The 19145-nt window shown below is 68.2% G+C and carries 19 protein-coding genes, 1 tRNA gene and 1 riboswitch; of the genes, 10 read left to right on the top strand and 10 right to left on the bottom strand.

What is annotated here, in order from left to right:
• Positions 1-38 precede the first annotated feature (38 nt).
• From AC1DGE_RS14805 to AC1DGE_RS14795, 3 genes are all read left to right on the top strand, one after another.
• Entirely contained in the window at positions 39-1472 is a 1434-nt protein-coding gene (locus AC1DGE_RS14805) for a bifunctional glycosyltransferase family 2/GtrA family protein (protein WP_476892826.1), read from the top strand.
• Complete coding sequence (locus tag AC1DGE_RS14800; protein ID WP_476892827.1) at positions 1473-3509, top strand: glycosyltransferase family 39 protein; 2037 nt, start codon at positions 1473-1475, stop codon at positions 3507-3509.
• Between the two features lie 212 nt (positions 3510-3721).
• A riboswitch (cyclic di-AMP (ydaO/yuaA leader) is annotated at positions 3722-3902 on the top strand.
• Complete coding sequence (locus tag AC1DGE_RS14795) at positions 3901-4623, top strand: aggregation-promoting factor C-terminal-like domain-containing protein (RefSeq protein WP_476909022.1); 723 nt, start codon at positions 3901-3903, stop codon at positions 4621-4623. (Overlaps the previous riboswitch by 2 nt.)
• A 120-nt stretch (positions 4624-4743) precedes the next feature.
• On the opposite strand, the gene AC1DGE_RS14790 is transcribed toward AC1DGE_RS14795, so the two are convergent.
• The 3 genes from AC1DGE_RS14790 to AC1DGE_RS14780 all read right to left on the bottom strand — a co-directional run bounded on the left by AC1DGE_RS14790 (position 4744) and on the right by AC1DGE_RS14780 (position 6693).
• Positions 4744-5121, bottom strand: a complete 378-nt coding sequence (locus tag AC1DGE_RS14790) for a VOC family protein (RefSeq protein WP_476917692.1) — start codon at positions 5119-5121, stop codon at positions 4744-4746.
• Positions 5122-5217: 96 nt separating this feature from the next.
• Positions 5218-5853 (bottom strand): uracil phosphoribosyltransferase, encoded by a 636-nt coding sequence (gene upp, locus AC1DGE_RS14785; RefSeq protein WP_476917691.1) that lies wholly within the window; start codon positions 5851-5853, stop codon positions 5218-5220.
• 24 nt (positions 5854-5877) lie between these two features.
• Positions 5878-6693 (bottom strand): phosphatase PAP2 family protein, encoded by an 816-nt coding sequence (locus AC1DGE_RS14780; RefSeq protein ID WP_441419060.1) that lies wholly within the window; start codon positions 6691-6693, stop codon positions 5878-5880.
• Between the two features lie 99 nt (positions 6694-6792).
• On the opposite strand from AC1DGE_RS14780, the gene AC1DGE_RS14775 reads away from it, so the two are divergent.
• A complete protein-coding gene (locus AC1DGE_RS14775; protein WP_476917690.1) occupies positions 6793-7296 on the top strand; it encodes a nucleoside deaminase in 504 nt (167 codons plus the stop codon).
• A 58-nt stretch (positions 7297-7354) separates the two neighbouring features.
• Here AC1DGE_RS14775 and AC1DGE_RS14770 read toward each other — a convergent pair whose 3' ends face one another.
• The 4 genes from AC1DGE_RS14770 to AC1DGE_RS14755 form a co-directional block, all read right to left on the bottom strand.
• Entirely contained in the window at positions 7355-8596 is a 1242-nt protein-coding gene (locus AC1DGE_RS14770) for a DNA glycosylase AlkZ-like family protein (RefSeq protein ID WP_476917689.1), read from the bottom strand.
• Between the two features lie 80 nt (positions 8597-8676).
• Positions 8677-9756: a glycosyltransferase gene (locus tag AC1DGE_RS14765; protein WP_476917688.1), complete on the bottom strand. Its 1080-nt coding sequence runs from the start codon at positions 9754-9756 to the stop codon at positions 8677-8679.
• Positions 9757-9763: 7 nt separating this feature from the next.
• The gene (locus AC1DGE_RS14760) at positions 9764-10162 is read right to left on the bottom strand and encodes a 6-pyruvoyl trahydropterin synthase family protein (protein ID WP_441418990.1); all 399 of its coding nucleotides are present in this window, start codon (positions 10160-10162) and stop codon (positions 9764-9766) included.
• 3 nt (positions 10163-10165) lie between these two features.
• On the bottom strand, positions 10166-11191 hold the full coding sequence (locus tag AC1DGE_RS14755; protein ID WP_476917687.1) for a zinc-dependent alcohol dehydrogenase: 1026 nt from the start codon (positions 11189-11191) through the stop codon (positions 10166-10168).
• Between the two features lie 137 nt (positions 11192-11328).
• On the opposite strand from AC1DGE_RS14755, the gene AC1DGE_RS14750 reads away from it, so the two are divergent.
• Both AC1DGE_RS14750 and AC1DGE_RS14745 read left to right on the top strand, forming a co-directional pair.
• Positions 11329-11418, top strand: a tRNA-Ser gene (locus AC1DGE_RS14750).
• 323 nt (positions 11419-11741) lie between these two features.
• Positions 11742-12491: a polysaccharide deacetylase family protein gene (locus AC1DGE_RS14745; protein WP_476917686.1), complete on the top strand. Its 750-nt coding sequence runs from the start codon at positions 11742-11744 to the stop codon at positions 12489-12491.
• Positions 12492-12691: 200 nt separating this feature from the next.
• On the opposite strand, the gene AC1DGE_RS14740 is transcribed toward AC1DGE_RS14745, so the two are convergent.
• Complete coding sequence (locus AC1DGE_RS14740; RefSeq protein WP_441418987.1) at positions 12692-12838, bottom strand: lmo0937 family membrane protein; 147 nt, start codon at positions 12836-12838, stop codon at positions 12692-12694.
• 434 nt (positions 12839-13272) lie between these two features.
• On the opposite strand from AC1DGE_RS14740, the gene AC1DGE_RS14735 reads away from it, so the two are divergent.
• Positions 13273-13893 (top strand): hypothetical protein, encoded by a 621-nt coding sequence (locus AC1DGE_RS14735; protein ID WP_476917685.1) that lies wholly within the window; start codon positions 13273-13275, stop codon positions 13891-13893.
• A 57-nt stretch (positions 13894-13950) separates the two neighbouring features.
• Here the strand turns inward: AC1DGE_RS14735 and AC1DGE_RS14730 are convergent, their stop codons facing one another.
• Complete coding sequence (locus tag AC1DGE_RS14730) at positions 13951-14805, bottom strand: carbohydrate kinase family protein (RefSeq protein ID WP_441418985.1); 855 nt, start codon at positions 14803-14805, stop codon at positions 13951-13953.
• A 156-nt stretch (positions 14806-14961) separates the two neighbouring features.
• Between AC1DGE_RS14730 and AC1DGE_RS14725 the strand changes: the two genes are divergently transcribed.
• Positions 14962-15429, top strand: a complete 468-nt coding sequence (locus tag AC1DGE_RS14725) for a universal stress protein (protein WP_441418984.1) — start codon at positions 14962-14964, stop codon at positions 15427-15429.
• Between the two features lie 19 nt (positions 15430-15448).
• Here AC1DGE_RS14725 and AC1DGE_RS14720 read toward each other — a convergent pair whose 3' ends face one another.
• Positions 15449-15652, bottom strand: a complete 204-nt coding sequence (locus tag AC1DGE_RS14720) for a hypothetical protein (RefSeq protein ID WP_069950597.1) — start codon at positions 15650-15652, stop codon at positions 15449-15451.
• Between the two features lie 117 nt (positions 15653-15769).
• Here AC1DGE_RS14720 and AC1DGE_RS14715 point away from each other — a divergent pair, with 117 nt between their 5' ends.
• Complete coding sequence (locus AC1DGE_RS14715; RefSeq protein ID WP_441418983.1) at positions 15770-16588, top strand: pyruvate, water dikinase regulatory protein; 819 nt, start codon at positions 15770-15772, stop codon at positions 16586-16588.
• Between the two features lie 144 nt (positions 16589-16732).
• Positions 16733-19135 carry a phosphoenolpyruvate synthase gene (ppsA, locus tag AC1DGE_RS14710; RefSeq protein WP_476917684.1) on the top strand — a complete coding sequence of 801 codons (2403 nt, stop codon included), beginning with the start codon at positions 16733-16735 and terminating at the stop codon, positions 19133-19135.
• Positions 19136-19145 lie beyond the last annotated feature (10 nt).

Here is a 19145-nt window from a genome sequence, read left to right as displayed (position 1 = left end):
CCTAAAGCCCTCATATGGGGCGCCGGGAAAGTTGAGCCATGACGTTCACAGACCAGGCCCCAGGACCACAGCCCCACTCCACGGCGACGCCGCCCGGCCCGGCCGCGCCGCCCGGGCCGGGCCCGTTGACCCCGGCGTTCACCGGCCCCGGGAGGCTGCGTTCAGCCATCGACACCCGCACCACCACACCGGTCCTGGATATCACCATTCCGGTGTTCAACGAGGAACGTGACCTCGAAGCGTGCCTACGCCGGCTGCACGCCTACCTTGTCGGCTGCTTCCCGCATTCCTTTCGGATCACGGTGGCGGACAACGCCAGCACCGACGGAACACTCCAGACGGCGGAACGCGTCGCCCGTGAGCTCCGGGAGATCAACGTCGTCCACATGGCCGAAAAAGGCCGCGGGAATGCGCTGCGCAAGGTGTGGCTTGCCTCGCCGTCGCCGCTCCTGGCGTACATGGACGTGGACCTGTCCACCGACCTGGCGGCGCTCGGCCCCCTGCTGGCCCCGCTCATTTCGGGGCACTCGGACCTCGCGATCGGGACCCGGCTGACCCACAACTCGCATGTGGTCCGCGGACCCAAACGGGAATTCATCTCGCGCAGCTACAACCTGCTGCTGCAGTCGTGCCTGGGCGCCCACTTCAGCGACGCCCAGTGCGGCTTCAAGGCCATCCGGGCGGACGTGGCCCGGCAGCTTCTCCCGCACACGCTGGACAACGCCTGGTTCTTCGACACCGAGCTGCTGGTACTCGCCGAGAGGTGCGGCCTGCGCGTCCACGAAGTCCCGGTCGATTGGACCGACGACCCGGACTCCAGCGTGGACATCGTCCAGACGGCCATCGCGGACCTGCGCGGCATGGCCCGGCTGAGCCGGGACCTGCTCTCGGGCCGGATCCCGGTTCCCGAACTCCGGTCCGCCCTGGCCCGCGGACCGCTGCCGGCTTCGTCCCGGGCCCAGGAACAAAGCCCCGGCGGAAGCCTCTTCGGCCAGCTCGTGCGCTTCGGCAGCATCGGGGTGGCTTCGACCCTCGCGTACTTGCTGATCTTCGTGCTCTGCCGGGGAATCATTGACCCGCAGCTGGCCAACTTCCTTGCCTTGCTCACTACCGCGGTGGCCAACACCGCGGCGAACCGGCGCTTCACCTTCGGCATCCAAGGCAGCAGCCAGGCGGCCCGCCACCATTTCGAGGGGCTGCTGGTCTTCGGGATCGGGCTGGCCCTGACCTCCGGTGCGCTCGCCTTCGTCCACGGCACGTCCGGCGGAACCCCTGACCGCTGGCTGGAACTGGTCACAGTGACCGCCGCCAACCTGGCCGCCACCGCCATCAAATTCCTGCTGTTCCGGCACGTGGTCTTCCGCCGTCGGGGCGCCCCCATTCCTCCGGCCCCCGGCGCCGTTCCCTATGCTCCGGCGTCCGACGCCAACGCCAACGCCTCAGCCCTCCCCCACACAGAAACGGCCAAGTAAATGACCGCAACCCTCGACCCCGCCACCGGCGGCCCGGCCGGCAGCACGCCCGCATCGGCGCCCGCACACCCGACGACGGCGACCCGCCCGGCAGCTCCTCGAGCGCCCGCCGCGCAGGACCGCCGGGCACGCCTGCTGTTCGGACCACAGCGGTGGTGGGTGCGGCCCTCGGCGGCCCTGCTGCTGGTCTTCACCGCAGTGATGTACCTGTGGAACCTGGAAGCCACCGGCTACGCCAACTCCTTCTACGCCGCAGCGATCCAGGCCGGCACCAAGGACTGGACCGCGCTGCTGTTCGGTTCCCTCGACGCGGGCAACGCCATCACGGTGGACAAGCCACCGGCCGCGCTCTGGATCCCGGCCCTCGCCGGGCGGATCTTCGGTTTCTCGGCACTGAGCATGCTCATTCCCCAGGCGCTGATGGGGGTGGCCGCCGTTGGACTTCTGTACCTGACCGTCAAGCGCGTGTCCGGTCCCGCGGCGGGCCTACTGGCCGGCGGCGCCCTGGCGCTGACCCCAGTGGCAGCCCTGATGTTCCGCTTCAACAACCCCGACGCCATGCTCACCCTGTGCCTGGTGCTGGCCGCCTACCTCACCACCCGCGCCATCGAAAAGGCCGGCTGGAAATGGCTCGCCGCAGCCGGCGCGGTAATCGGCCTGGCGTTCCTGATCAAGATGCTGCAGGGCTTCCTGATAGTGCCCGGACTGGCCCTAGCCTACCTGTGGGCGGCACCCACCACCCTCGGCCGCCGGCTCCTGCACCTCCTCGCCGCCGCGGCGGGGATCGCCGTCGTGGCCGGCAGCTACCTGGCGCTGTTCCAGCTCACTCCCGCCTCGGCCCGGCCGTACATGGCGGGGTCGGAGACCAACAGCTTCCTGGAACTCACCTTCGGCTACAACGGCCTGGGCCGGATCACCGGGTCCGGCGGCGGGATGCCCGGTGGAAATGCTTTCGGAAATGCCGGCGGCCCGGGCGGAAACGGCAACGTGGGCTTCGGCGGCGCGGCCGGGATCACCCGGATGTTCGGGACCAGTTTCGGCGGCGAAGTGTCCTGGCTATTGCCGGCGGCCCTGGTTCTGCTGGTGGCAGGTTTGTGGTTCACCCGGCGCGAGGCCCGGAGCTCCGCCACCCGTGCCGCGCTCCTGCTCTGGGGCGGCTGGCTGCTGATCACGGCAGGCATCTTCAGCTTCATGAGCGGCACCGTGCATCCGTACTATGCCGTGGCACTGGCCCCCGCCGTCGCGGCCCTGGTGGGCATCGGCTCGGCGGAACTGTGGCGCGGCCGGACCCACTGGCCCGCTCGGATGGTCCTGGCCGTGACGGTGTTGGCTGCCTCGGTCTGGTCCGCCGTGCTCCTGGGCCGCGACCCGGCATGGCTGCCCGGGCTCCGGGTGATCGCCGTCGTCCTGGGCGTGCTGGCCGCCGCGGCGCTGCTGCTCCGGGTGGACAGCCTGGCGGCGCTCCCGGCCCGGCTCCGCAAAGCCGCTGCGGCCGGCGTCGTGGTCCTTTCACTGCTGGCCGGCGGGCTCGGGACCACCGCCTGGACGCTGGCGACGGCGGCCCAGGCGCATTCGGGGTCAATCCCCACCTCCGGGCCCACCGCGTCCGCGATGGGCGGCGGCTTCGGGGCGGCGGGCAGGCCGGACGGCGGGATCCTCGGTTCCAGCGGGGCGGCCGCCGGCGGGCCCGGCGGACCCGGCGCGGATACGGCGTCGGCCGAGCTGACAGCGTTGCTGAAGTCCTCCGGCGCCAAATGGTCCGGGATTGTCTCCGGCGCCACCCAGGCCGCCAGCCTGGAACTCGCCACCGGCACCAATGTGATCGCGCTGGGCGGCTGGAACGGCGGCGACCCGTACCCCACGCTCGAGCAGTTCCAAGCGATGGTGGACCGCGGCGAGATCGGCTACTTCATCTCCGGCGGCATGGGCGGCCTGGGCGGGGGCCGCGGCGGCAACTCCGAGGTCGCCAGCTGGGTCGCGGCCAACTACCAGGCCCAGACCGTGGGGAACGCCACCGTGTACAAGCTGGCGAAGTAGGCTCCTCTCCCCCGCTTGCCTCCGTCTCCGCCGCGCTCGATGCTTACCGGCGTCGAGCGGGCACGGAACCGTCGAAACGGGCACCCACGCGGCGGTCGTGAAGGCAAGACGCCGCTCCGCAGCAGGGGGCCGCCGTTACCTAAATGTGACATCTGATTGAAAGTCCGGTACCGTTTTAGGGTGCGGCCATCGATCTGGCCGCGTGTCCGGGCTGACGCCAAACTCTGCCGCTACCCGGATTCCCATGGACCAGGCAGAGACGGGGAACCCAGAGTTCCCGGGCATTCTGCATCCATGCACCCTTGGGGTTAAGCCGCCACGTCGATATTCCGTGCGGCCGGATTTCGCATCCGAACCCGACAGCTAACTCCGTAGGCGTTGAGAGGCGAACATGACTGAAATCAAGGCACCCACGCGCCCAGAAGGCGCTAAACGCACGTCCGACGCCGAGCGCGCGCGCCACCGCGCCGAGCCGGCGAAGCACACTTCGAGCCCGTCCAGGCCCCGTGCCCGGACCAACGGCAAGCGCGCCGCCGTCGTAGCCACCGCTTTCGCCGTCCTGCTGGGGGCAGGGGCCGCGGGCCAGGCCTCCGGCACTGCAGCGCATACGGCCGAAGCGTCGAAAGACACGGCCGCGTCCCTGCAGACCCTGGACTTCGAACGCGTCGGCAGCAACACGCCCACCTCGCCCGCCCCGATGAGCGTGGAGGCCCAGGCCTCCAAAATCAAGCCCGCTAAGGCCCCGGCGGCCAAGGCGCCGGCTCCGGCTGCCAAGGCGCCTGCTCCCGCGAAGCCGGTCGCCATTGACGACCCCGCCGGTGCGCAGGCCTACGCCGCCTCTCAGCTGCCCGCCCACGGCTGGGCCCCGAGCGAGATGCAATGCCTGATGAAGTTGTGGACCAGGGAGTCCGACTGGAAGACCACGGCTACCAACGCCAGCAGCGGCGCTTACGGCGTGGTCCAATCGTTGCCCGCCGAAAAGATGGCCAGCGCCGGCGCCGATTACCGGACCAACTACCGGACCCAGATCAACTGGGGACTGCAGTACGTGCAGGACCGCTACGGTTCACCGTGCGGCGCCCTGAACTTCCACTACGCGAACAACTGGTACTAAGCGCGGCCGAGGCTGCATGCCATGAGTGAGGCCCCGGATCCTTGGATCCGGGGCCTCACGTGCGCCTGCCGCCGCGCCGCCTGCGGAATACGGGCCGCGCTACGGAACCGCGCCGCCGCGCTAGCCGTTCGGACGGTTGGGAATGTACTGCACCCCCCATTTGTTGCCGTCGGGATCGGCGAAGTAGACGAAATGCCCCCAGTCCTGGACATCGATGTCGCTGACGTCCACACCGTTGGCCTTGAGTTGCTGGTGCGCCGCCTGGATGTCGCTGACGACCAGCTGCAGGCCGGGGGCGGTGCCGGGCGGGGCGTCGTTGAGGCCTTCGCCAATCGCGATCGAGCACCCGGAACCCGGCGGGGTCAGCTGGACGAAACGGATGCCTGGCGTGGGCCGTTCGTCGTAGTCGGCGTTGAAGCCGACCTTGTTCACATAGAAGTCCTTGGCCCGGTCCACATCCGACACGGGGACAAACACGAGTTCAAGTTTCCAGTCCATGGGCACAGGCTAGTCCCGGACGCCTTACGCCGGAACCCTTGACCGCGGGGACGTTTCAACCGCCCTACCCGCGAGGGCAGCAGTGCATGCCGGCGGCTAGACCGCGATGCCGTACAGGCGGTCTCCGGCGTCGCCCAGCCCGGGCACAATGTACGACTTTTCGTTGAGCTTCTCGTCGATGGAGGCCAGCACGATGGTCACGTTGGCGTCCGAGAGCTCTTCTTCCAGCTTGGCCAGGCCCTCCGGGGCGGCCAGCAGGCAGATGCAGGTGACGTCCGACGCGCCGCGCTTGAAGAGGAACTTGATCGCCTCGCGCAGGGTGCCGCCGGTGGCGAGCATCGGGTCCAGGACGAAGATCTGCCGGTCTGTCAGGTTCTCCGGGAGGCGCTCGGCGTAGGTGATGATGTCCAGGGTCTCTTCGTCCCGGGCCATGCCCAGGAAGCCGACCTCGGCGGTGGGCACCAGCTTGGTCATGCCCTCCAGCATGCCGAGACCGGCGCGCAGGATCGGAACCACCAGCGGGGTGGGCTTGGTGAAAGCCGTGCCGACGGTGGTGCTGACCGGCGTCTCGATGGTCACCGGCTCGGTGCGGACGTCCCGGGTTGCCTCATAGGCCAGGAGCGTGACGAGCTCCTCGGTGAGCTGGCGGAAGACCGGGGACRGGGTGTTCTTGTCCCGCAGAACGGTGAGTTTATGGGCGACCAGCGGGTGGTCGACAACGAGAGTGCGCATGGGTCAAAACTACCACCCGGACCTTCAGGACCGTCCCGCGGGGTCCGGGGTATCGGCGTCGGCGGTCCGCTCCGCGGTGCTGCCCTTGCGGCCGCGGGCGGGGGCGCCGTCGCGCAGGTGCGCATCGTTGTCGAACGTCGGCGCGGGGCCGGTGTGTTCCCGGTGCCGCAGCACATGGAACAGCCTGTGGGCCAGGATCACGATCCCCACCCAGCCCAGCCCCAGGGCCCAGCCGAAGATCACATCGGTCATCCAGTGATGGCCCAGGAAGACGCGGCTCATGCCCATCGCAAGGATGAAGATCGCACCCGCGGTGATCAAACCGACGCGGGCTATGGTGCGTCTGACTTGCAGGCAGGCGAGGTAGACCACCAGCCCGATTACCACGGTGGTGTTCAGCGTGTGGCCGCTGGGGAACGACGGCGACGTCTCGTAAGGCGGCACCGCGTCCGCGAAGTCGGGGCGGGCCCGGCCGATCAGTTTCTTGCCCACCGTCGTAGCGGTGATCGACACCGCGGCGGCTCCGCCGATCAGGATGAGCGGCCGCCAGGTCCGCGAGACCCAGATCAGCCATGCCGTCAGGATGCTGGCCAGGATCGGCATGCCGATTCCACCGCCAATATTGGTGAACCCGGTGACGAACGCGTCCAGGCCGGGACTGCGCAGCTGTTGCATGAACCCCAGCGTGGGCTTGTCGAGGCTTGCCAGGCCGGCGTCGTCCACGACGTTGTCGTAGACTTCCGCGCTCGTCAGCGCCAGGGCGACGACGACGACGCCGCCGATCAGCATGGTGATCCAGAGTGCGGCATAGGGCACCACCCACTTTCCCCAGCGCCGCATCAGCCAGCTCTCAGTCTTGGTGCTCAATGCCCTCTCCCGACTTCCCGGTGCACCCGCTTAAGTGCACAGCTTGCTTAGGGTCGAAACTATCATTGAGCCATGACTACCCCCGAGCCACGCCATGCGGAATGGATGGGCCTGGCCCTTGCCGAGGCGCGCCGGGCGCTGGCCACCGAGGACGTGCCGATCGGCGCCGTCGTGATCGGACCGGACGGCTCGGTGCTCGGTGCCGGGCGCAACGAGCGGGAGGCACTCGGGGACCCGACGGCGCACGCCGAGATGGTGGCGATCCGGGAGGCCGCGGCCCGGCTGCGCGAGCGGCGGGCGCTGGAGGGCGCAGCCGACGAGGGCTGGCGGCTGGAAGACTGCACCCTGGTGGTGACGTTGGAGCCGTGCGCCATGTGCGCCGGCGCCGTGGTGCTGGCGCGGATTCCGCGGGTGGTCTTCGGCGCGTGGGACGAGAAAGCCGGGGCCGCCGGGTCCGTGTTCGACATACTCCGCGAGCGCCGGTTGAACCATTGGGTGGAGGTGTACGCCGGGGTCCGGGAGCAGGAGTGCGGCGGGTTGCTGCGGGAATTCTTCGCCGGCCACCGCGGCGCCTGACGCTGCCTTTCGGGCGCCGGCCCCCATAGGGCGCCGGCCCCCTCAACGCGGCGGTGAGCTACCGCTCGGCGGTGGCCGTCGTGGACGCCCGCAGCGCGTCGATCCGCTTCTGCCGGGAGGCGGGCGAGTCCAGGCTGAAGGCGCGGAAATCGCCCAGGTCCTCCTTGATCCAGGCCTCCACCTCGGCGATCCGCCGGGTCACGGCCGGCGTGGGCGTGCCGAACACCCAGGCGGCGATCTTCTCCCGGCCCGGGTCGTACTGCCACAAACCGATGATCCGGCCGCGGTCGAAGATGGGATGGTCCGGCAGGTCGGCCTGCAGCGCAAGCGAACCTAGCGCCTTTTTGTCCTGGTCCTCCGCGGCCAGCAGCTCCCCCGCGTTCCGGCGCAGCAGCACCAGCGAATCAGTTCCGGCGAGCAGCTGGATCTGTTCCTCGGCCGGTTCATCGAAGGCGGCGAGTCGTTCGACGTCGTCGGGCAGCATCCAGAGCGGGTCTCCGCCGGCGGCGGTGGGAACCTCGACGGCGTCGACGGCGGCGAGCGCCGCCTTGCTCTGCGCGACCGTAAAGCCGGTGAACCACTGCGACTGTTTGAAGGTGGCTCCTCCGGTCCAGCCAAGGTACCGCCGGATCAGCTCGGCGCGGACTTCATCGTCACTGAGCGTGCTCGGCGGCAGCCCCCAGGGCTCGTAGGCGTAGCGCTGCTGGTCCAGCCGGCCATTGGCGGGGACCCGGCGGATCCGCCCGTCCGCTTGCAGGATGCCCAGCGCCGTGGGCAGCGTGGTGGTGACGCCCTTTTTCTTGCCCTCCTCGCCGAGGTTGCGGACCGAATCGCCGAGTTCATCCTTGAGCTGCCGCGGGTCCAGCGGCACCCCGGCCTCGGCAAGGGCGTGCAGCACTTGCTCCTCAAGCAGGGCAATTTCGCCGCGGTCCACGCCGAGCCGGCCGACGACCTTGAAGCCGGCCTCGGCGGCGTCCCGTCCCAGCCGCAGCGCCCAGGCGAAGTCGTCCGCGCCCAGCACGTAGGTGCAGCCGCGCGCCGTCGGGAGTTCCAGGATCCGGTGCGCCAGGACGTCCCGGTCCACTTGAGAGCGCCGGATGCCGGCCCGGGCGAAGAGCGTGAGGTACGGGTTGGCCCCGCCAACGGACCGTGCCCAGCCGGCCCGGGCGAACACCTGTTCCGCAGTGCACCCCGCCAGCGAGCCGTCCAGGCCCTGCCGGTGCCACGACCAGGCGCGGAGCCGCTCGGGCGTGAGGCTTTCCGCGGGCGGCAGTTGCACGGTCATGGGCTCGGTAGTCATGGGGTCATTCTCCACCCGCTTGGCCCAACTAGCTCGCAATAGTTGTCGTTATGAGCCCTCAAAACGACAACTAGCGCGGGTTAGTTAGGTGGGCCGGCCGCGGCCAGGACGGCCAGCACGGCCCGCGCCGTGGCGTCCCAGCCGGGAAGGTGCTCCCGTGCGGCCCGGGCGGCGGCCCGCCATTCGGCGCGGAGGGCCGGTTCGGTGAGCCAGCGGCGCAGCAGGGCTGCCAGCGGTGCCGGATCTTCGCCGAGTGCGACGGCGGCGCCCGGCAGCGCCGGCGCTGCGGCTGCGGGAGTGCCTGCTGCTCCGGGAGTGCCGGCCGCGAGCGCCTCCACGGCGCCGGTTCCCTCCCGGACGATCACCGGCACGCCGCGGGCCAGGGATTCGGTGACCACCAGCCCATAGGTCTCGGCCCGGGAAATGAGCAGGCTGAGGTCAGCGGCGTCCCATTCGGCGGCCAGGTCGGCTCCGCGCAGCTCGCCGGGTAGCCGGACGCGGTCCGTCAGGCCGAGGCGCTCCGATTCCTGCCGGAGCAGGGCGGCGTAGGCGGGATCCGCGGTGTCCGAACCGGCAAGGGATGCTGTCCAGGCCAGGTCCATGAGCTCCGAGAGGGCGCGCAGCAGCAGCAGCTGGTCCTTGTTGGGCAGCAGCGCGGCCAGTGCGAGGAGGTGAGGCGGCTCGGAACCGGCCGCGGACGGTGCCGGCTCGGTGCCGGGAAGCGCGACGCTGATTCGAGCCAAGCCGCCCAGGCCGTGCCGTTCCTGCAGGGCCGCCGCGGCGGAGGTGCTGGTGAAGATAACGCCGGCCGCGGCCTGCAGCGCGCGGTGTTCCAGTTCCGGATGCGTCCCCAGCGGCATGTGCAGCAGGATCCAGGCCGGCGCCCCGGCAGCCGCCGCGGCTTCGAGCTCGTCCGGCGCCCCGCAGGCCACCAGACCGTCCACGAGCGTGACATGGCCGGCGTCGGACTCGGCAAGCAGGCGGCCGAACCGCTGCCGGTCCGCTGGGCTGCCGACCGGCCAGTCGCCGTCGACCTCGCAGGACAACGCCGCGACCCCGAGGTCTGCGAGGGCGCGGAGCAGCGCGGCGTTGTAGGCGTTGCCGCCGGAGTTGTGGCGCACGTTGCCGGGCACCAGGAGGCGGAGGCCGGGGGCATCCACGGGGCTGCTAGCCGGCGTCGAACTCGAGCGAGTAGCTGGCCCAGGCGTCGGGAGTTTCGCGCAGGGTGACCTCGATGCCGGCAAGGGCCTTCCCGTCCTGGCCGCCGCGGATCTGGCCGGCCACGGCGTCGGCGATGTACTGGGCCAGGGCTTCGGTGGTGCTGAGTTTGCCGGTAAAGTCCGGGTGCTCGTCGAGGTTCTTGTAGTTCAGGCCCGCCAGGACGGCGTCCAGCACGTCGCCGGCCTCACCGATGTCCAGCACGATCGCGTCGTCGTTCAGCGTCCGACGGCGGAAAGTCACTTCCGTGACAAAAGTGGCCCCGTGCAGGCCCTGGGCAGGGCCGAAGGCAGGGCGCGGCAAGCTGTGGGCGATCATGAAATTGCGGCGGACGGTCAGGCTGAACACGGATTACCTCGTGGTTTCTGTTGCAGGGGCGGGGTATTGAATGACGTGGCAGAGCGCGTCCAGGCTGCCGTCGGAGACGCGCTGGACGACGTCGGGCAGCTCGCTGAAGTCGGACGTGCCGGTGAGGAAGGTGTCGAAGACTGGGTCGGCCAGCAGCGAGACGGCGAGCTGGAGCCGGTCGGCGTTGGTGCGCCGATGGCGGCGGGCGCGGGCCACCACGCCCACCTGGCTGGCGCGGATGGAGAGCCGCCGGGCGTGGAAGTCCTCCCCCAGCGGCAAAGTGACCAGGCGGTCCGCGTACCAGGACATCTCGATGATCTCGCCTTCGTCGCCCACCAGCTGCAGGGCGCGTTGCAGTCCGGCCTGCGCGGCGGAGCAGTGGATCACGATGTCGCAGTCCGGCAGTGCGTCGTCGGGGTGGCAGAAGTCGACGTCGAGGGTGTCGGCGAAGGCGCGCTTAGCGGGGTCGACGTCGATCAACTGCAGCCGGCCGAGCGGGAAGGACCCGAGGAGCTTGGCGACCATGCCGCCGACCAGTCCGGCGCCGATCACGGCCACGCGGTCGCCGAGACGGGGACCGGCCTCCCAGAGGGCGTTGACCGCGGTTTCCACGGTGCCGGTGAGGACGGCGCGGCGGGCGGGAACGTCGTCCGGGACCTGGGTGAGCGAGTCGACCGGGACGATGTAGCGGTCCTGGTGCGGGTAGAGGCAGAAGACCGTCTTGCCCTGCCACTCGGCCGGGCCCTCCTCGACGACGCCGACGGAAAGGTAGCCGAACTTCACCGGCGACGGGAAGCTGCCTTCCTGATGCGGTGCGGCCATTTCCTCGGCGATGCATTCCGGCACGCGGGCGTTGTGCACCACCATCTCGGTGCCCTTGCTGATGCCGGAGTAGAGCGAGCGCACGAGCGCTTCGCCGGGTCCGGGTGCCGGCAATTGCTCGCGCCGGAGTTCGCCCTGCTCCGGGCCGACGGTCCAATATGCGGTTGCGGTGGTTGTTGCCTGGTTGACCTTGTTCGAGTTGCTCATCTTGCTTACGAATCTAGTGCCGGGGAGGGACAGGGGGAAGCTTCGGGGCCGCGGGCGGGGCGCGGCGAGGCGTTTTGCGAGACCATCTGGGCGCCGTTTTGGGGTTGGGCGGCTTGCTCCGGTACCCTAGTCAGGTTGGTGACGTGTCCGAGCGGCCGAAGGTGCAACACTCGAAATGTTGTTTGGTGTAAAAGCCAACGTGGGTTCAAATCCCACCGTCACCGCCACGTAGCTAGGCCCCTGCTTCCCTTTACTTACAAGGGAAGCAGGGGCCTTTTGCTTTCCCGCGACTGGCTCATTGGCAATGATTAGGCCAAAACTTGATTCCGCAGGCCCGGGCCGCACACCGACTTTGCGCTTCAGCTCCGCCTCAAAAGCCGATCACCGGGCCGCCGTCGCTTCGGCGCTACCCGGGCCTCAGTTCCTGGGAAAGGACCCTTGACCCTATTGCGGCGTCGGTGACGGGGGGACACTCAAATCCGGGAATGCTCCGGTCTCTGCCTCGTGCTCATCGCAGTTCATTCCCAGTTGCGGAAAAGGGGACTGCCCAATGAAGGTTTGGCGACCGATCGTCGTAGCCCTACTGGTCATTGTCGGCTTCAGCGCTCCGGCGCCGAGCTGGGCCGCGGCACAACCGGATGTGATCCAGAAAGTCATCAACCCCATGCCGCCGGCACCATTTGCATCCCAGATGTCATCTGCCGAGCGTTCCGAGATCCTGCATCTGTACTATCACGGGCCAAGAGTGCGACTTACCTTCGACGACTGCGCCACCCAGGTTCGTCTCACCGGACTCCTGAACTGGCTGCGTCACTATAACGTCCAAGCCATATTCTTTTTCACCGGCCAATGCATGCTCGCCCACCCGACCTATCGCACGCAGATATCCAGGGCCGGTCAACTGCTGGGCAATCACAGCTTTGACCACCGCGAATACTCACGCATGACCGCCAACCAGATCTATACCGAGGTCCGCCGGCACGGCAGCGTCATACCCACCACGTCACCCAAGCTCTGTCGGCCACCTTACGGTGCCGGCGCGTTCAGCCTCAGGGTTTACAACGCCCTGGCCCGTGCAGGATGCCGCCCCGCCTATTGGACCGTTGACACGCGCGATTGGGACGGCTCATCAGCCGGCACCATCATCCGCCGCGTGCAATTCGGCGACCGCACCACCCCGCGGGTTCGTGCGGGCGGCGTCATCCTGATGCACGGAACCGGACCCCATACGCTCCAGGCCCTGACCGGCGTTCGCAACGCCCTCATCTACTGGAGACTCGCCACGTTCCATATCCACTAGATGGCCGCCCGGCAGGCTCTCAATATTGCCTGCGACTTTCCGGCGACGCCTGTGGCCGAGCAGCGCCAATACCAGGATCAGCCGCGGCGTACTTGCTGGTGTGGCAGGTGCGTGGACCTGCCCACGGCTGACGTAGACGTGAGGCCTGTTGAATTTGCGGGCAGCAAGACGCCGTGGGCAGGATTGCTCGGGATCGGCCTCTATGTGCGCGACCTTCCGCGGATGAAGTGGAAGATCAGGACCACGACGGCGATCACCAGAAGCAGGTGAATGAACCCGCCGCCAATGTTCCCGATCAAGCCCAGAAGCCAGAGAACAGCAATAATGATGGCTATCCAAAGCAACATGAGAATCTCCCTTGAATCGATTGCGGATGAAATGCTGATTCTGCGCTCATCTTCGTACCTCCCGCGGCCCAAGGCAAGGGATAACCTCACCCCCGCAATAGGGCCTTTCCTCGCACCGCGACTCCGCCGCAAAGTTCACCGTAGACGCCGGCCTAGACCATCCAGAAACGATCATTTGGGGGTGCCGCTCATGACACGAATCGTGCGGTTCGACCTCGTTGGCGTCACCGTTCCGGACCTCGACAACGTGACTGACAGAGGCACCAGCGTCGAGTTGTCCAGCCTCGTCCGGCCAGACCCCGTCCCGGGGGGCCGCCCCCTGCCATGGCAAACGACTGGAAGATCCTGCCACGTAGGCTTAGGAGTCACGAACACCTCTCGCCTCCCCCGCACAGATCCACAGTTGCCCCTGCTCCCGAATGAAGGAAGCCCTTGTGAAGAAGCTCCTCCCGCTTTCCGTGATGCTGGGCGCTGCATGCCTGTCCGTCTCGGGATGTTCGACCGCCGCCCCTGCTCCGAGCCCGACCGCCCCGGCCGCGAGCGCCACCTCATCCGCCGCAGCCGCGGCTCCGACCACGGGCTGGGAGCTGAACCCCAAGGGCGGAGCCGAACGGATCAAAGCGGCAGGCCTGGCGGTCCTCAACGAGGAGGGCGCAGCCGAGCACTTCCACGCCCATCTGGACGTTTTCGTGGACGGCAAGCCTGTTCCTGTCCCGGCGGACATCGGCTTCAGCTTCACCGCGGCCGGCCAACCCAACGGCATCTCGGCGCTGCACACACATGACGAGACCGGCATCATCCACGTTGAGGCGCCGGTCGCCGGGGCTACCTACACGCTTGGCCAGCTCTTGACCGAATGGGGTGTCCTGGACGGCACCGGCAAGCCCGGGACCGCGCATTCACCCATCTCGGATTGGTCCGTCGCTGTGAACGGCGCCAAGCAGGCGGGGCCGGCCCAAGCTGTCGTCCTGAAAGCCCACGATGAAGTCGTCCTGTTCCACGGGACGGCCCCGGAGCCGATGCCCACAACGTTTAAGTTCCCGACCGGCCTCTAAGCCGGTCCCGCTGGCAGGCATCTGGCCGCTGCCAACCCGGGATCGGGCGCCAGCGGATCAGCCCCCGAGGACGGGGTGCAGATGCTCACTCTCAATGGCGACGCGGGCCTGGACGGCCGCCGCCTTGAGGGACTCAGTCACGGACGCGCCCTGCAGGCTCGCGCCCAGGAACCCGGCCATGAACGCATCGCCGGCACCGTTGGTGTCCACCACATCCGCGGGAACAGCAGCGACCTCATGCCGCGTCCCGTCCGCTTCCAGCGCTACCGCACCCTCTGCCCCGCGGGTGCACACAGCCAGACGGGGGCCCCGGGCGAGGCAGGAGCGCATCAGCTCCCAGGGATCGTCGGTCCGGTCGTCGTTCATGAAGACGGTGTCGGCCGCCCGCAGGAACGGCTGATGGAACGCGGACGATCCGTCGAAGTCATGAAGGTCCACCCACAACGGTGTTTGCCGGACCTCGTCGCGTTCGAGCAACAACAAGCCAAGTTCGCTCAGGTCAATCACGGCAACATCTGCTGCAGCCACTACTGCCGCGGCAGCGTCAAGGTCGTCGTCCGCCGGCGGCGAGGGCACCGAAACGTAGAGCGATACCCGGCCGCCGCCGTCGGTCATGAGGTTGACGTGACGCTCGGTGCGGTCCGACGTAATCGCTTCGATGGTGACGCCGGCTGTGGCGAGGGCGTCGCGCACCCGGCCGCCGGCGTCATCCGCGCCCAAGGGCGAACACAAGCGCACCTGGACGCCAAGTTCCGCCAGGTGCAAGGCCTTGCCCGCCGAGGTGCCTCCCACCGTGTGCCAGGCGCGGCGGGCGAACTGCATGTGCGGAACAGGGTCCGGGAGGTGGTCGAGGAGGATGAGGTGGTTCCACGAGGCGGGGCCACAGACAGCGACCAGCGGAGAAGCGGGCATGTCCTCAGCCTATCCGGCCGGCCTCCACTGTCACCCGGGACCGGGACCGCGTGCGGGATCCCTGCCCAATGGCACTCCCGGCCCGGGTGCGGCGCTGTCAGGATGAGGAATCACTGCACCGCCCGGCATCGGGCCTGGCATTCGGAAGGAAGGCATATGGCCGGAAACGAGAGCTACAGAATCGTGGTTGGCGTGGACGGTTCCGAGCAGTCCCGGGCGGCAATGGACTGGGCTGTCGAGGAAGCCAAGGCTCGCGGCGGTGAAGTGCTGGCCCTCACGGCCTGGCACTTCCCTTACGTCACCGACGCCCTCGGCCAGGCCTGGGACTACGAGGTGTTCCAGACCGACGCCCAGTCAATTCTCGATGAGGAACTTGCCCGGGTCCGGGGCCAGGGCGTTCAGATCAACGGACGCATTGTGCAGGGCAGCGCCGCCGCGGTGCTCGTGGACGCTTCGCGGGACGCCGACGTCGTTGCCGTTGGCTCACGCGGCCACGGCGGATTCACGGGGCTGTTGCTTGGTTCCGTGTCCACCCAGGCGGTCCACCATGCCCACTGCCCCGTTCTGGTCTTCCGCGAGTCCACAGCGGACCAGCCCGACCCAGGGGCGGACAACGCGCACTAGGTCACGCCAGCCGCTGCTCCTAGCCCGCGGGGCTGACAACGTCCTCCAGCACCGACCGGTCGAAGAAGCGGATCTCGCCGGTTTCCGGAAAGAACACGGGAACCACAGAAGTACTCGGGTCCTTCGAGGTCTCGTAGATTTCGGGCGCGCCCCCGTGCCTGCGCGCAATGGTGCCGACCAGGTCCGTACCGCGGACCCTGACGGTCCGGTATTTGTAGCTCATGCGGCCTCCTTTGGGGATGTGGGTCACAGCCTACTCCCCGCAGTCCGGCCGGCACCCCGGCGGCGGGCGCATGCGTCATGGAAGACCGCGCGGCCCCCGCTGGTGCACAATGCGTTCATGACCAATGACGCTCCCCGCCCGGTCTACTTCCTTTCGGACAGTACGGGCATCACCGCGGAAACGCTCGGCAACACCCTGCTGACGCAGTTCCCCGCAAACGAATATGACCGCATCACGGTCCCCTTCATCACCACCGTCGACCAGGCGCGCGCCGTCGTCAGGGTCATCGACAACCTCGCGGCCACGGGCCAGCAGCCGATCGTCTTCTCCACCGCCGTCGGCAGCGACATCCGGCAGACGCTGGGCACCTGCAAGGGGATCATCGTGGATCTGATCGGGACCCACGTCGGGCAGTTGGAGCAGGCCTTGGGGACGCAAGCCAGCGGGGAACCCGGCCGGGCCCACGGCCTGGGCAACGCAGCCCGCTACCAGTCCCGGATGGCCGCCGTCGAATACGCCATGGAGCACGACGACGGGCAGAGCCTGCGCGCGCTTGAGAAGGCGCAGGTCATCCTGGTGGCCCCGTCCCGCTGCGGTAAGACGCCCACCACCATGTACCTGGCGCTGCAGCACGGCATCTTCGCCGCGAACTTCCCGCTGGTGGACGAGGACTTTGAACGCGAGGGACTCCCCAAGCCCCTGCGGCCTTTCGTTTCCAAGTGTTTCGGCCTCACCACCAATCCCCTGCGCCTGAGTCAGGTCCGCACCGAACGCCGCCGCGGCTCGCCCTACGCGTCACTGCGGCAGTGCGGCTTCGAACTGCGCAGCGCCGAACGGCTGTACGTGTCCCACGGGATCCCGTACCTCAATTCGGCCAGCGTGTCCGTGGAGGAAATGGCAGCCACCATCCTCCAGAAGATGAACCTCAAGCACTGAGGCCACGCTTCACAACTGTTGCGTGGACCACATCGTGTGGAATCACCGGCGCCGACCTGTCACTGTGGACAGGACTTGCGCCCAGCAAACGGCGGCCGCCCACGCAGGCGGCATTAAGGCATCATCTGCAAAGGAGCAGCAACCATGACGACGGACATCCTGTGGTTCTCAGAACTCGGACTCAAGGACCTGGACAGGGTAGGCGGCAAGAACGCCTCCCTCGGCGAGATGGTGCAGAACCTCACCTCTGCCGGCGTCCAGGTTCCTGACGGCTTCGCCACGACAGCGGACGCCTACCGCAGCTTCCTGGCCGACTCCGGACTGGACCAGAAGATTGCCGATCGGCTGGTGGGCCTGGATACCGACGACGTGACGGCCCTTGCCGCAGCGGGCCAGGAGATCCGCACCCTGATGCGCGAGACGCCCTTCCTGCCGCACTTCGAAGCGCAGATCCGCGACTCCTACCAGAAACTGGTGGACAAGCACGGCGGCTCCGAGGACCTCTCGTGGGCTGTCCGCTCCAGCGCGACGGCCGAGGACCTTCCTGACGCCTCCTTCGCCGGGCAGCAGGAAACCTTCCTGAACGTTCGCGGCATCGAGAACATCCTGACCGCCATCAAGGACGTTTTCGCATCCCTCTACAACGACCGGGCCATCGCCTACCGCGTGCACCACAAGTTCGAGCACGCCGAGGTGGCACTCTCCGCAGGCGTCCAGCGCATGGTCCGCTCCGACGTCGGCGCATCCGGCGTCATGTTCACCATGGACACCGAATCCGGCTTCAAGGACGCCGTCTTCGTCACCTCCTCCTACGGCCTCGGCGAGGCCGTAGTCCAGGGCGCAGTCAACCCGGACGAGTTCTACGTCTACAAGCCCGCCCTGGCGGCAGGCCGCCCGGCCATCCTCAAGCGCGGACTCGGCGAAAAAGCGCTCCAGATGTCGTACACCAGCAACCGCGAAATTGGCCACACCATCGACTTCGTCCCGGTCGAGGCGTCCCTGCGGAACCGCTTCAGCCTGACCGACGACGACGTCGAGCAGCTCGCCCGGCACGCCGTCGCCATCGAAAACCATTACGGACGCCCGATGGACATCGAATGGGGCAAGGACGGGCTCGACGGCGGCCTGTACATCCTGCAGGCGCGCCCGGAAACCGTGCAGTCCCGCAGGGCCTCCGGCAGCCTGAGCCGCTTCCGCCTGAACGACTCCGGCCGGGTCCTGGTGGAGGGCCGCGCCATCGGCCAGCGGATCGGCGCCGGCAGCGTCCGGATCCTCACCGCGATCGACCAGATGGCCGCGTTCAAGACCGGCGACGTCCTGGTCGCGGACATGACCGACCCGGACTGGGAACCGATCATGAAGCGCGCCTCCGCGATCGTGACCAACCGTGGCGGACGCACCTGCCACGCGGCCATCATCGCCCGGGAGCTGGGGATTCCCGCCGTCGTCGGCACCGGGGACGCCACCGACGTCCTCTCCGACGGCCTCGACGTGACGGTCTCCTGCGCCGACGGCGAGACCGGCCTGATCTACGAAGGGATCCTGGACTTCAGCGTCGAGGAAACCGAAATCACCCAGCTGCCCGAGGCGCCGGTGAAGGTCATGATGAACGTCGGCACCCCCGAGCAGGCCTTTACGTTCGCCCAGCTCCCCAACCACGGCGTGGGCTTGGCCCGGCTGGAATTCATCATCAACCGGCAGATCGGCATCCACCCGAAGGCGCTGCTGAACATGGACGATCAGCCCGCGGACGTGCTCGCCGAGATCCGGGAACGCATTGCCGCCTATGACAGTCCGCGCGATTACTACATCAAGCGCCTGGCCGAAGGGGTGGCAACCATCGCCGCGGCCTTCGCGCCGGAGCCGGTGATTGTGCGGATGTCCGACTTCAAGTCCAACGAGTACGCCAACCTGCTCGGCGGGCCCGCTTACGAGCCGCACGAAGAGAACCCGATGATCGGCTTCCGTGGCGCTTCGCGGTACCTGGAACCATCCTTCCGGGACTGCTTCGACCTGGAGTGCGAGGCCCTGTCCTTCGTGCGGAACGAGATGGGCCTGACCAACGTCAAGCTGATGATCCCGTTCGTGCGCACCTTGGACGAAGCCGGCGGCGTCATCGACCTGCTCGCGGAAAACGGGCTGCGCCGCGGCGAAAACGGCCTCGAGGTCATCATGATGTGCGAACTTCCGTCCAACGCGCTGCTCGCGGACGAGTTCCTGGACTACTTCGACGGCTTCTCCATCGGCTCCAATGACATGACGCAGCTGACGCTGGGCCTGGACCGGGATTCCTCGATCGTCGCCGGCAGCTTCGACGAGCGCAACCCTGCCGTCAAGAAGCTCCTGAGCATGGCCATCAAGGCGTGCAAGGCGCGCGGAAAATACGTGGGCATCTGCGGGCAGGGCCCGAGCGACCACCCGGACTTCGCCGAATGGCTGGTCGAGGAAGGCATCGACTCCGTGTCGCTGAACCCCGACACCGTGGTGGAAACCTGGATCCGGCTCGCCGGGGCCGCAGAAGCGTCGGCAGCCGCCGTCGGCAACTGAGTCCCGCCGC

Source organism: Arthrobacter sp. 05N425 (genome assembly GCF_056397125.1).
This window is presented reverse-complemented; position numbering and strand designations above follow the sequence as displayed.

Coding starts and splice junctions, on each gene's coding strand:
- AC1DGE_RS14720 (WP_069950597.1), bottom strand. CDS start 15,652: ATGAGCTACAAATACCGGACCGTCAGGGTCCGCGGTACGGACCTGGTC.
- ppsA (WP_476917684.1), top strand. CDS start 16,733: ATGACGACGGACATCCTGTGGTTCTCAGAACTCGGACTCAAGGACCTG.
- AC1DGE_RS14780 (WP_441419060.1), bottom strand. CDS start 6,693: ATGCGGCGCTGGGGAAAGTGGGTGGTGCCCTATGCCGCACTCTGGATC.
- AC1DGE_RS14715 (WP_441418983.1), top strand. CDS start 15,770: ATGACCAATGACGCTCCCCGCCCGGTCTACTTCCTTTCGGACAGTACG.
- AC1DGE_RS14800 (WP_476892827.1), top strand. CDS start 1,473: ATGACCGCAACCCTCGACCCCGCCACCGGCGGCCCGGCCGGCAGCACG.
- AC1DGE_RS14730 (WP_441418985.1), bottom strand. CDS start 14,805: ATGCCCGCTTCTCCGCTGGTCGCTGTCTGTGGCCCCGCCTCGTGGAAC.
- AC1DGE_RS14745 (WP_476917686.1), top strand. CDS start 11,742: ATGAAGGTTTGGCGACCGATCGTCGTAGCCCTACTGGTCATTGTCGGC.
- AC1DGE_RS14805 (WP_476892826.1), top strand. CDS start 39: ATGACGTTCACAGACCAGGCCCCAGGACCACAGCCCCACTCCACGGCG.
- AC1DGE_RS14795 (WP_476909022.1), top strand. CDS start 3,901: ATGACTGAAATCAAGGCACCCACGCGCCCAGAAGGCGCTAAACGCACG.
- AC1DGE_RS14775 (WP_476917690.1), top strand. CDS start 6,793: ATGACTACCCCCGAGCCACGCCATGCGGAATGGATGGGCCTGGCCCTT.
- AC1DGE_RS14725 (WP_441418984.1), top strand. CDS start 14,962: ATGGCCGGAAACGAGAGCTACAGAATCGTGGTTGGCGTGGACGGTTCC.
- AC1DGE_RS14790 (WP_476917692.1), bottom strand. CDS start 5,121: ATGGACTGGAAACTTGAACTCGTGTTTGTCCCCGTGTCGGATGTGGAC.
- AC1DGE_RS14755 (WP_476917687.1), bottom strand. CDS start 11,191: ATGAGCAACTCGAACAAGGTCAACCAGGCAACAACCACCGCAACCGCA.
- AC1DGE_RS14740 (WP_441418987.1), bottom strand. CDS start 12,838: ATGTTGCTTTGGATAGCCATCATTATTGCTGTTCTCTGGCTTCTGGGC.
- AC1DGE_RS14770 (WP_476917689.1), bottom strand. CDS start 8,596: ATGACTACCGAGCCCATGACCGTGCAACTGCCGCCCGCGGAAAGCCTC.